General features: G+C 40.0%; 8 protein-coding genes and 1 pseudogene. All 9 read left to right on the top strand.

Annotation, left to right across the window (positions count from 1 at the left end; all coding sequences use genetic code 11):
* The first annotated feature begins 11 nt into the window (after positions 1-11).
* The 9 genes and pseudogenes from DVY93_RS09340 (at position 12) to DVY93_RS09300 (ending at position 12,782) form a co-directional block, all read left to right on the top strand.
* Positions 12-1,337 carry a TolC family protein gene (locus tag DVY93_RS09340; RefSeq protein WP_068034973.1) on the top strand — a complete coding sequence of 442 codons (1,326 nt, stop codon included), beginning with the start codon at positions 12-14 and terminating at the stop codon, positions 1,335-1,337.
* A 1-nt stretch (position 1,338) separates the two neighbouring features.
* Entirely contained in the window at positions 1,339-2,568 is a 1,230-nt protein-coding gene (locus tag DVY93_RS09335) for an efflux RND transporter periplasmic adaptor subunit (RefSeq protein WP_068034974.1), read from the top strand.
* Complete coding sequence (locus DVY93_RS09330; RefSeq protein WP_230710498.1) at positions 2,558-5,698, top strand: efflux RND transporter permease subunit; 3,141 nt, start codon at positions 2,558-2,560, stop codon at positions 5,696-5,698. Before DVY93_RS09335 ends, DVY93_RS09330 begins: the two co-directional genes overlap by 11 nt.
* 86 nt (positions 5,699-5,784) lie before the next feature.
* A pseudogene (locus DVY93_RS09325) lies at positions 5,785-5,877 on the top strand (cation diffusion facilitator family transporter); the annotation flags it as partial.
* 122 nt (positions 5,878-5,999) lie between these two features.
* Positions 6,000-7,121: an IS200/IS605 family element RNA-guided endonuclease TnpB gene (tnpB, locus tag DVY93_RS09320; RefSeq protein ID WP_230710497.1), complete on the top strand. Its 1,122-nt coding sequence runs from the start codon at positions 6,000-6,002 to the stop codon at positions 7,119-7,121.
* Between the two features lie 58 nt (positions 7,122-7,179).
* The gene (locus DVY93_RS09315; RefSeq protein WP_230710495.1) at positions 7,180-8,262 is read left to right on the top strand and encodes a tyrosine-type recombinase/integrase; all 1,083 of its coding nucleotides are present in this window, start codon (positions 7,180-7,182) and stop codon (positions 8,260-8,262) included.
* On the top strand, positions 8,259-10,535 hold the full coding sequence (locus tag DVY93_RS09310; protein WP_230710493.1) for a tyrosine-type recombinase/integrase: 2,277 nt from the start codon (positions 8,259-8,261) through the stop codon (positions 10,533-10,535). Before DVY93_RS09315 ends, DVY93_RS09310 begins: the two co-directional genes overlap by 4 nt.
* Positions 10,525-10,911, top strand: a complete 387-nt coding sequence (locus DVY93_RS09305; RefSeq protein ID WP_230710491.1) for a DUF6262 family protein — start codon at positions 10,525-10,527, stop codon at positions 10,909-10,911. The genes DVY93_RS09310 and DVY93_RS09305 overlap by 11 nt, the downstream gene beginning before the upstream one ends.
* Before the next feature lie 77 nt (positions 10,912-10,988).
* Positions 10,989-12,782: a DNA methyltransferase gene (locus DVY93_RS09300; RefSeq protein WP_230710489.1), complete on the top strand. Its 1,794-nt coding sequence runs from the start codon at positions 10,989-10,991 to the stop codon at positions 12,780-12,782.
* The last annotated feature ends 2 nt before the right edge of the window (positions 12,783-12,784 follow it).

The following is a 12,784-nucleotide window of genomic DNA, read 5'->3' as shown; positions in this document are numbered from 1 at the left end:
TGGGAAAAATCATGTCTTCACAATCAATTATACTCTTGCGTCATAGCTTGGTTGCTTGTATATGTGCAGCGGCTATGCAATATAGCTATGCTGAAAACGTTACCAGCTTTGAATCCGCTTTAGCAAAAGTACAAAGTTACCAGACTCAAGACAAGCCGTGGCAACAAGTTCAGCAAATATCTGAATTGAATATTCAGCAAAGTCGGTTATGGCAGAATCCAAGTATAAGTTTAGAACAGTCTGGCTTTGGCTCAGGTCAAGAACAGGAATTCAATGTTGGCGTTAGTCAACCTCTAGATCTATTTGGTCAGCGTAAGCTGAACCGGGTGATTGCCAATACCTCGAATCAACAAATCCAATTGCAACAGCAATTATGGAAGGCACAAAGCCAACTGATTGTTAAATTTGCATGGTCGCAATTTGCACTTGCTGAGGTTGAGCAGTCTGCTTATTCAGTACAGTTAAAAACAAGTAAAGTCAATCTGGACAGTGCCCAGAAACGCTATCAGGCAGGCAGTATTGCCCTGGTTGATTTTGAGCGTGCCCAAATTGAAGCGCTAGAAATCCAACGACTTTATCAGCAAGCGATGCTGAATAAACAAGCTGCCGGTCGTCAGCTGTCTAATTTGTGGGGGGGAGAAACATCTTCACATCTTCAATTGAATAAAACCGCTATCCCTTGGCCAGAGCAAAGTCTCCAAACTGTGCAACGGTATATTGCTGAAGGGTGGCTAGAAAAATTCTATGCCTTGAACATTCAGCAATCGGATCATCAAATTGAAAATTTAAGAATTCAGGCACGTCCCAATCCGACTTTAAATGTAGGCATGAAACGTAGCAAAACCCCTAATGAAAGCAACGATACGACTTTAGCAATCGGCGTGGCTATTCCACTGAATATTTTCAATCGCCAGCAATATGCGATCCCGATGGTCCAGCAACAGCAAATATTGCTGAACCAACAGCAGCAGCGTGAGCTGAAGCAACAAATACTCGATATTGCCAACAGCATGCATCAGCTCAAAGGTTTACGTAGCCAGTTCGATGCCACAACAGCACAAGTTACTTTGGCGACCAAAGTTCAGAGCCGTACTTTACTAGGGTTTCAGGCAGGGAAACTGTCCATTACCGACGTTCAGCAAGCAACCACCCAACTGCAGAATCTTCGATTGGGTCAATTACAAACTCTACGTCAAGCTTGGCAAACTGCCCTAGCAGCTGAGGCACTCAGTATTGGCACAAGTTATGAAGAAATTAGCCGTTCGGATGCCTATACACAACTGAATAAAAAGGCAGTCGAAGCATCGCAAAATTTAATCAATGGGGGAGCACGATAAAATGAACGCCAAGCAAAACGGAAAAATATCCCAGTCTCTCATGATTGCAATTTTGATTCTGATTACGGTCTTGGTCAGTCTGGCTATTTGGTTAAGTTCAAAAAAAACTGAATCTGAGGGGCGTGGTTATGATGAGGGAAATGCCGAATATTCTGATGAAGATAGTTCTGAAGAAGGACATGCTGAAGAAGGCGAAATACAACTGACCAGCCAACAAATGGTTGAACAAGGTTTAAAAGTTGCTGTTGCATCCACAGGATTGGTTGAAAAGCTGACAACCCTGCCAGGTAAATTGGTGGTGAATACCGATCAACAAGCGCATATATCGCCTAATTTTAGTGGTTATGTCGAGCAGATCAATGTGGCTTTAGGACAGAGCGTGCAAAAAGGACAAACGCTGGCTGTACTAACCGTGCCTGAACTGATCGACCAACAGGCAAATCTGCGTATGGCACAGGTGAATCTGGATTTGGCCCGTAAAGATTACCAGCGCGAACAGCAACTCTGGTCACAGGGGGTTTCTGCCAAACAGGATTACCAGCGTGCCGAAAATGCCTACCGTCAAGCGCAGATTACTGTCCAGTCCTCACAAGCACGTTTAAATGCATTAGGTGCAAGTGGCAATAACAATGGGCGTTTTCTGATTAAAGCACCGATCTCTGGGGTGATCAGTCAAAAAGATATTGTGGTCGGTGAAAATGTGCAACTGGCTAATCAGCTCTTTGTCATTGAACAGCTGAAAGATTTATGGCTTGAGTTTAATTTGCCGAATCAATTCTCAGGTCAACTGCAAGCCGGGCAAAAAATTGACTTTAAAGTGAATGATTCAGATCAAAGCTATAAAGCTACTGTACAAAGCTTAACCTCTCAGGCAGATGTACAAACAGGGCGTCTGGTGGTGCGCGCAAAACTCGATGCGCAAGCTACTGAGTTGCGTTCTAATGTGTTAGTGAGAGTGTTGATTCCGGAAGCTACAGCAAAATCAGCCCTTCGGATTCAAAAGTCTGCGCTGCAAAGTATTGAAGGTGAAGACAGTATTTTCATCGTAGATTCAGAACAAAAAGGTCAAGTCCACTTAAAAGCACAGAAAGTGCAATTGGGGCAGGCTTCAAGTGATGGACAATGGCTTGAAGTGATTTCTGGGCTGACTGAAGGGCAGAAGTATATCGCTCAAGGCAGTTTCTTGTTGAAATCTGAATTAGAAAAAGACGAGGCAGGCCATGGACATTAATTCTGATCTACCAAAACCAGAAGGTTTATTCGAACGAATCATTCAGTTTTCCATACAAAATGCGATTTGGGTGTTGCTCTTTGCCTGTACCTGGATTGCGGTCGGGGTGTATAGCTATCAGAAACTCCCGATTGATGCTGTACCCGATATTACCAATACCCAAGTCCAGATTAATACTCAAGCCAAGGGTTTTACTGCGCTTGAAGTCGAACAGCTGATTACCTATCCCATTGAAAATGCCATGGCTGGCATTCCGGATCTGGAGCTTACCCGTTCCATATCCCGTTATGGACTCTCTCAAGTCACCATTATCTTTAAAGATGGGACTGATATTTATTGGGCCCGTCAGCAGATTAACCAACGGATACAGGAGGCGCAATCTGAGTTGCCTGCACAAATCGCACCGACGATGTCCCCCGTTTCTACGGGTCTCGGTGAGATTTATCAATGGGTACTGAAGGCAGATCCGAATGCGAAAAAGCCGGATGGAACTGCATACACGCCGATGGATTTGCGTGAGATTCAGGACTGGATTGTGCGTCCTCAACTGCAACGTGTTAAGGGAGTTGCAGAGGTCAACAGTATTGGTGGTTTTGAAAAAACCTATGTGGTCTCTCCCGATTTAAACCGGATGCAGCAACTGAATATCTCATTAGAACAACTGCAACAGGCTTTAGCGCAAAATAATGAGAACCGAGGTGCAGGTTATATTGAAGACAATGGTCAGCAACTGACGGTACGTGTACCGGGTGCATTCAATGGGCTTTCTGATATTGAGAACACCATGCTGGGTAGCCCAAATGGCAGCCCAATTCGGGTTGGTGATATTGCGCAAGTCTCTATTGGGCATGATTTAAGAACCGGTGGGGCAACCTATAACGGCAAAGAAACCGTTTTAGGGATTGTCATGATGGCGATGGGTGGAAATAGCCAGACTGTTTCTAAAGCTGTGGATGCCAAGCTTCAAGATATTCAGAATAGTTTGCCTAAAGGGGTAGTGATTGAAACGGTGTACGACCGTACTATCTTGGTTGAGAAGGCGATTAAAACCGTTCAGAAAAACTTGGTAGAGGGAGCAATCCTGGTCATCATCATTCTGTTCCTGTTTTTAGGGAATATCCGTGCTGCCTTGATTACTGCCTGTGTCATTCCACTCTCTATGCTGTTTACCTTAACCGGGATGGCACAGCAAAATATCAGTGCCAATCTGATGAGTTTAGGTGCACTCGATTTCGGCATCATTGTCGATGGTGCTGTGGTGATTGTCGAAAACTGTATCCGGCGTTTAGCCCATACACAGCAACTGTTAAAACGACCTCTCACACAAAGTGAACGCTTTAAGGAAGTTTTTCTGGCTGCCCGCCAAGCACGTCGTCCTCTTATTTTTGGTCAGCTTATTATTTTGGTGGTGTATTTGCCGATTTTTGCTTTAAGTGGTGTGGAAGCAAAAATGTTCCATCCGATGGCATTGGCAGTGGTACTCGCCCTTGTTGCAGCCATTATTTTATCGATCACCTTTGTGCCTGCTGCTGTGGCATTGTGGGTCAAAGGCGATATTCAAGAAAAAGAAAGTCGTTGGATGTTATGGCTAAAAGCTAAATATCAGCAAACTCTTGATATTTCGTATCAATACAAAGCAGTTGTGCTGACTTTTGCACTGTGTTTATTAGTGATTACGGGATTTATCAGTACCAAACTCGGCAGTGAATTTGCACCACAGCTCAGTGAAGGAGACTTTGCGATACAACAGTTACGTTCACCAAGTACAGGCTTAGAAGAGTCTTTACGTATTCAGGAGAATACTGAAAAACTTCTTTTAAAGAGTTTCCCTGAAATTAAGGCAGTATTTGCCAGAACGGGTACAGCCGAGGTTGCAACAGATGTCATGCCACCCAATATTTCAGATGGCTATATCATGTTAAAGCCTCGTTCAGAATGGCCAAATCCTAAAGAAAGTTTAGATGAATTACGTGGCCGTATGGTGACGTATTTAGCCACGATTCCAGGCAATAATAGTGAATTTTCACAACCGATTGAACTCCGATTTAATGAATTGATCTCAGGTGTGCGTAGTGATGTTGGTGTGAAAATCTTCGGTGATGATATGAATGTCCTCAATACTGAGGCGACTAAAATCTCCAAAATCATTCAGCAAATATCGGGTAGCAGTGCCGTGAAAGTTGAGCAGACCTCAGGTTTGCCATTACTGAATGTCGAGGTAAATAAAACTTTGGCTGCACAATATGGTTTGAGTGTGCGTTCAATTCAAGACCTTGTGGCAACCAGTATTGGTGGACAAAGCGTGGGAGAGATTTTAGAAGGCGATCGTCGTTTTGATTTTGTTATCCGTCTTGGAGAGCAAGACCGTAGTGTCGCATCTGTTTCCCAGTTACCTATTCAGCTTCCAAATGGTGGCAGTATTTTATTGTCGGATGTCGCGCAAGTCTCGACCATTGAAGGAATCAACCAAGTCAGTCGAGAAAATGGTAAACGCCGAGTTGTGGTTACAACGAATGTTGAAGGGCGTGATTTAGGGTCTTTTGTTTCTGATATACAGACACAGCTCAAAGCATACACTTTGCCAAGTGGTTATTGGATAGAATATGGCGGTCAGTTTGAAAATTTGGCTTCAGCCAAAGCACGGATGCAAATCGTGATTCCACTGGCTTTAATCACTATCTTTATTTTACTGATGGCGGTCTTTCACAATGTCAAAGAAAGTCTATTGGTCTTTACCGGGATACCCTTTGCCTTGACCGGTGGTGTGCTGTTCCTTTGGCTAAGGGATATTCCATTATCGATGTCAGCTGGAATTGGCTTTATTGCCTTATCTGGTGTTGCAGTCCTCAATGGACTGGTAATGCTGACCTTTATTAAGGAATTAAGGGACAAATATCCAGTGCATAAAGCCGTGTGGCAAGGGGCTATTTTGCGCTTAAGACCAGTGTTGATGACAGCTTGTGTGGCTTCACTGGGTTTTGTACCAATGGCGCTGGCAACCGGAACAGGGGCTGAGGTTCAACGGCCACTGGCAACCGTAGTGATTGGCGGGATTATCTCTTCAACATTACTAACTTTGGTGCTGTTACCCGTGCTTTATCGTTGGATAAATGAAAAAAAAGTTTCTTAATCCAATAGATTAGTCGATTTACAGCAGAGATATTGGCTGTTATCCAATATCTCTGCTCATCATAAATAGAATAAGGAAAATATTTTATGTCAGAACATCATGATCATAGCCATGCGGTTGTTACTGAAGAAAATAGTAAGAAGTTAATGGTTGCCTTAGGTTTAACGACTACTTTTTTAACATTTCAGCGCAGAAATCCCCTACTTCTAAAGTAGTGGGATGAATGCGTTATTGATAACTACCCTTACTCCCTATGGTATTATAATTAATAATTATAACGCCAATTAACAACAAGCTCCTTATGACCAAGCAAATCCTAAAAGCCTATAAAGTCAGGCTCTACCCTAATGAAGAACAGCAAATATTCTTTGCCAAATCATTCGGCTGCACACGCTTTATCTGGAATAGGATGCTTAGTGACAAGATTGATCATTACAACGAGCATAAGGTTGACCTTAAAAATACCCCAGCTCAGTATAAAAAAGAATTTGAATGGCTTAAAGACGTCGATAGCTTGGCACTGGCAAACGTCCAACAAAACCTAAGAGCCGCTTATAGTAAATTCTTCAAAGGTTTAGGCTTTCCTAAGTTCAAGAAAAAAGGTCAGCGTGACAGCTACACCACCAACAACCAAAAAGGTACGGTATCCATCACCAGTAATAGCGTCAAACTGCCTAAAATTGGTCATATTAAAGCCAAATTCCCAAGTAAGGTAAATGGCTTAATCAAGTCAGCGACAGTATCCAAGACTGCATCAGGCAAGTACTATGTCAGTCTATTGGTTGAAACCATCGCTACAACACTGCCAAAAACCCACTCTAACATCGGCATTGACTTAGGACTGACCGACTTTATCGTCCTATCAGATGGCAGCAAAGTCGCTAATCCTACCTTTTTATCGCAGCTGCAAGACAAGCTTGCGCGAGAACAGAAAATACTGGCCAAGCGTAGAGCAGTGGCCAAAGCGAATCAGCGCAAATTGTCTGACAGCCGCAACTATCAAAAGCAAAAAGTTAAAGTCGCTAAGGTATATGAAAAAATAACCAATATCCGAAAAGACTTTCTACACAAACTCTCATTCAATCTCATCAAAAACCACGATGTGATTGCGATTGAGGACTTAAACGTCAAAGGCATGGTTAAGAATAAAAAGTTATCTAAAGCCATATCAGACAGCTCATGGTCAACCTTCACCACCATGCTGAACTACAAGGCTGAATGGTACGGCAAAACGCTTGTCAAAATAGACCGATGGTATCCATCGTCTAAGACCTGCTCAGGCTGTGGTCACTTACTGACTAAGGCTGAGCTACCATTACAGGTGAGATCATGGGATTGTCCGAGTTGCCAGCAAAAGCATGACCGTTATCTACTACATGATATATATAATCTATATAGTAAACAAAGAATCCTTTACATGTAAATACATACATTGTAGAATTCATATCTATTACAGTTATTTGAAGTAAGAGAGTGGGTTAATGCAGGTAAAGAAGATAAAGATAAATAATCAAAGTCAGGACTTTTGGATAGTTATTGGATCTGATTATTTTCCCATTGAGCAAATAAGTCTTTACCTAAAATACTTACACTCTACTGGCAAGTCGCCAAACACGATTAGAGCATACGCCTATCATCTCAAAGAGTTCTGGTTATTCTTAGACAATTCTCAATTGGAGTGGGATGATATTGGACTGGTCGAAATGTCACAGTTCATTAACTGGTTGAAGATTGGTCATACTGGCAACGTTATTCCATTCTCTAAAACTACTTCATTGCGCTCAGAGAAGACAATAAATACTATTGTAACTGCTGTCAGCTCTTTCTATGATTACCACTCAAGACTAGACCAAACCAAGCCACTACAGATATATAAGACAGATAGTTTTAGAGGTAAGAGCTATAAGTCTTTTCTACATCACATTAGTAAACAAGAAGCCAATAAGCGCAATATTCTCAAAATTAAAGAACCCAAGAGAAATCCCAAAACTCTGACGACTGAGCAGATTAAAACAATTGTTGCCGCTAGTGGGAACAGAAGAGATAAATTTCTCATCTGCTTACTGTATGAAACTGGGATGCGTATTGGTGAAGCTCTTGGCTTGAGGCACGAAGACATCCGTAGCTGGGATAAAGTGATTCAAGTCATCCCAAGAAGTGGAAATGAAAACAAAGCTAGAGCTAAAAGTGATGAGCAGAGAAATATTGATATTAGCTCTGAGTTAATACAGCTATATACGGATTACGTAGTACATGACTTTGATGACATTGATTCTGACTATGTATTCGTTAATATTTGGGGTAGAAATATTGGCAAACCTTTAGCGTACAGTACTGTTTATACTAAATTCCGGCGTATGGCTGAAAAGCAAGGTTTTCCATTTTCTCCTCATATTTTCAGACATACTCATGCTACAGAGTTACTTAGAAGCGGTTGGGATGCATCGTATGTTCAAAAGCGACTTGGCCATAAAGATATACATACAACAATTAATACTTATGCTCATTTGAATGAACAAGACCTCAAGCAAGCATTCCAAAGTTTTCAAAGGGACAAACAATGAACAATGCACTTGCAATCGTAAGAATGGACGATACAGCGCTGCTAGAAGCTAAAAAACATGAACCAATTACGAATGCCCACAAGTTAGCAATCGAGGCTATTGACCGTATCATTGCAGGTGCCCCTATAAGAGTTCAGCCTAAATCGAAACTAGTATTCAAAAATATCGCCAAAGAAGCAGGTATTTCCTCTACAGTTCTATATCGTGATTTTCGTGATGTAATGAGTTATGTTAAGGCTATAAAAATAAAGGGCAATAGCGATCGAATTAATGTTCATGATATTAGTTCAAGAAAGCGGTGCTTTGATGCTATTGAACGTATTATGAATAAAAATCCTCACATCGTTTCAAAATCAGCTAAATTAAATGTTACATCGGTTGCAAAAGAAGCAAAAGTTGAAGATTTATATATTTATCAATCACTACCCGATGTACTTAAAAAGATTACAAAAGAGCAAGTAGAAAATAAAGCTCTAGGTAATAAAGATACTAATGCAAAATTAGTATCAGCTCTCCAGAGATTAGTTGAGTCAGGGCAAAAAATTACTGTTAATGGTGTCTGTCGTGAGGCAAAGTTAAATAAGTCTTTCGATGTTGTAATTCGTAAGAGCTATCCAGACGTGCATAATACGATTTTAAATGCAATTCGTGAACAGACAGATATGTTTCGCTCTAATGAGCGTACAGCTCTTTTAAATGCACTTGATAGGCTTAGGACTGGCAAGACTAAAAACACCAAACCTGTCCCTCCTGGCGGCTATATAAGCATAAGAAAACTGATGTTAGAGTCTGGTGTTCATGAATCAACAATTAGTCGGCATCATAAGGATGTCGCTAATAAATGTACTTCGAGAAAGAGACTCGGAAGTGATGATGTGTGGTTTTTTGATGATGGCGAAGTCCAGCTAAAAGGTGGAACTGATGCTATAAAGCTCAATTTCAGCGGCTTGCCATTCGATTGGCTAACAAATTCAGCTAAAGCATTTACTAAAGCTTGTCATGCAACAAAATCAAGCGCTACTTTGGTTTCAAACCTTCATGCAATCCGCATGTTTGGTGCGACAGTTTTCGATATAAACTCAAACTGTGAGCCAAAAGACATCAATAGATTATTCATGGAGAATGTTCTTTACGATTGGTCTAAAAGTGGATTAAAGGAGTCAAGTATACTAAGAAGACTTGCATCTCTTAGACAATATATAGAATGGTGTGAAGATAGTGCCATTATTGAATTTGGATCTACTCGCTTAATTAGAGATTCAGACTATCCTAGAAAAAGTAAATCTCTGCCAAAATTCATTCCTGAATACATTATGAGTCAACTGAATACAAATATTGATGGTTTACATCCACACATAATGCGTCTATTCCTAGTTCTCCAAGAAGTAGGTATGAGGATTAGTGAGTGCTGTGGGCTGGCTTATGACTGCATCTACCCTGACTCTCAAGGCGATTACTTCATAAAGTACTATCAATACAAAATGAAGAAAGAACATATTGTTCCAATTACTAAAGAGATTGCAGAAGTTATTAAAGAACAACAGAAAGAAGTCGTTTTAGAGTTCTTTGAGCCTACAGAGATACTATTCCCAACACCAAAGCTACAAGAGAATAAGAAACCTTATTTAAGAGCTGGTAAAGCATGGTCTAAAGGGACTTTAATTAAAAATCTCAATGCTCTGGCACAAGAACGCAATATCATTAATGAAAATGGATCTGTTTATCATTTTTCGTTTCATATGTTTAGACATACTACCGCAACACGAATGATTAATAACGGCGTACCACAACATATCGTTCAGAGGTACTTAGGTCATGAATCACCAGCAATGACTAGTACTTATGCTCATATTATGGATAAAACTCTTAAAGAAGAATATGCTAAGTTTAACGGAAAAATGGTTGATATTAGAGGTTCTATTTATGATATTGAGGATGTGACAGAAAGTCTAGTTGAAGGCTGCGAATTTGACTCTATTGATACTCAGTGGCTTAAAAAGAACATTGCAGTGCAAGCATTACCCAATGGCTTATGCTCGTTGCCAGTCGTGCAAGGCAGTTGCCCCCATGCAAATGCCTGCCTCACCTGCTCGAATTTTAGGACTGACCATAGGTATTTACTACAACATAAAGAGCAGCTGGAACGTACAGAAGATATTATAGCCACATGTGCTTCTAAAGGTTGGACGAGGCAGCTTGAAATGAACGAAAAAATTAAAATATCCCTTGTTAATATCATTGAGCCGTTAGAGGTAAATATACATGTCCCATAAAAGAAATACTTCTGGCTTAAGATCTAATGCAGTAAAGAAGAAAGAGGTAGCTATAAAAAATACTGACGAGGCAATCAAACGGTTACTAAAGAAAAAAGATACCATTAATTTCAACACCGTATCCGAAGAAGCTGGTGTATCTAAAGCATGGTTATATAAAGAGACTGCTGTTTGTGAGCGAATTAAAAGATTACGAGATAAGACATCAAATCAAAAGTCTGTGACTGTGAACAACGCAACTAAGGCAAGTGACGCATCAAAAAATTCGTTAATCACTACATTAAAAACAAAAGTTAAAGAATTAGAACGTGAGAATATTGAATTAAAGAAACAGCTCGAAATTGTGTATAGTAGACTCCATGACCTATCTTCATAAATTGATGTATAGCTACAGTAACTCTAAACGCTAAAAATCATATTTCTTAACCTATCCTATTTACATATGGCTTATCAATGAACTTATTAGAACAGCTTACAGAATTATTATCTACTGACGAACGTCTTGTTATCAATGGAAAATTAGCTAAAAACAAAGTAGTAGAGTTGGGTTTAAGCTTAGACTCCACACTTCTTAAGTTACTTCTATCCAACCCTAAAATTAAGAGCCATTTTTTCACGGACGTAGATGGTGTTCTTATTTTCGATAAGATCGCCTTTCAGCGATTTGTGAATAATAAGTCCTTTTTACCAGACAGCTTTACACGGTTTAAGAACAAAACTGGATTGTCAGTAAACGAGAAATATTTGGACGATAGTAATGATGTAGTCTTGACGTGGCCTTATAAAGATTGTTTATTAGAAGGTGGTCAGACAAAAGATGATCAAAAAAGGGCTGAGGTTTTCTGGAACGAAACACTAGCTCCAGAGCAAGTTGATACATTACTTGCTCCTAAAGCTCTGACAAATTTTATAAAGTATGATGTTGAAGGAGCTCATAAGGAATTTATTCTAGGGAATGCTGATAATATAGTAATTAAAGGTAATAATCTTTTAGCGCTTAGATCACTTCTTCCTAGGTACAGAGGAGAGGTTCAGCTGATTTACATTGATCCGCCTTACAATACTGAGAATGATAGTTTTTGCTATAACGACTCATTTAGTCATTCAACATGGCTTACTTTTATGAAAAATCGCTTATTAATTGCAAAAGATTTACTTACGAGCGATGGGTCTATATATGTTCAGTTAGACTACAACGAAATACATTATGCGAAAGTTCTACTTGATGAAGTGTTTGGTCGTGATTTTTTTCAAGCTCAAATTATTTGGAAGAGAACATCGTCTAGAGGTGATGCTAATGCTTATGGTACAAATCACGACACCATATTGTTTTACAGTAGGAATGAGGCTTTTAAATTCAATAAGACATTTACTGAATATGATGATGAGTATAAAAAACGTTATAGACAAAAGGATGATAGAGGCTATTTTCTAGATAGAGATCTTTCTGCGAAAGGTTTAAAAGGTGGCGGGTATGAATACTCTTGGAACGGAAAAGAAGGTTACTGGCGCTGTCCAGTAACGACGATGGAAAAACTAGAGAGTGAAAACAGGATTTACTATACAAAAAATGGTACGCCTAGAATGAAGCAGTATATGCACGAAATGCAGGGTAAAGCTGTTCAAGATGTATGGGATGATATTAATGTAATTAACTCTCAGTCTTCAGAACGAGTTGGATATAGCACACAGAAACCTGAAAAACTCTTGAAACGCATTATCGAAAGCTCATCCGATGCTGGCGATATTGTTATGGATTTCTTTATGGGTAGCGGAACAACACAAGCTGTCGCACATAAAATGAATCGTCAATATATTGGTGTAGAACAAATGATCTACATAAAAGACACTACTGTCCCAAGGCTCAAGAGGGTTATTGATGGTGAGCAAAATGGTATATCTAAAGAAGTCAATTGGCAGGGTGGCGGCTCTTTTGTGTACTGTGAGCTGGCTGAACTTGCCTCGAAATACTCTGATCGTATCGAGCAAGCAAAAAATTCAGAAGAGCTTGCTGCTATCTGGAATGACCTCAAAGAAAGCTCGAATCTTTCCTATAAAGTCGATCCTAAAGCGTTTGATAAAAACATACAGTCATTCAATGAGCTTACTCTTGAAGACCAAAAACGCTTTCTGATTGAAGTGATTGATAAGAATCAATTATATGTGAACTACTCTGAAATTGACGATGAAGCAAATGGTATTTCAGAGCTGGATAAAAAATATAATAAACAGTTCTACGGTGTGTGAAT

This window comes from Psychrobacter sp. CCUG 69069 (assembly GCF_021023115.1).
Lineage (GTDB): Bacteria > Pseudomonadota > Gammaproteobacteria > Pseudomonadales > Moraxellaceae > Psychrobacter > Psychrobacter namhaensis.
The sequence above is the reverse complement of the archived record's forward strand: the minus strand, read 5'-3'. Positions and strand labels throughout refer to the sequence as shown.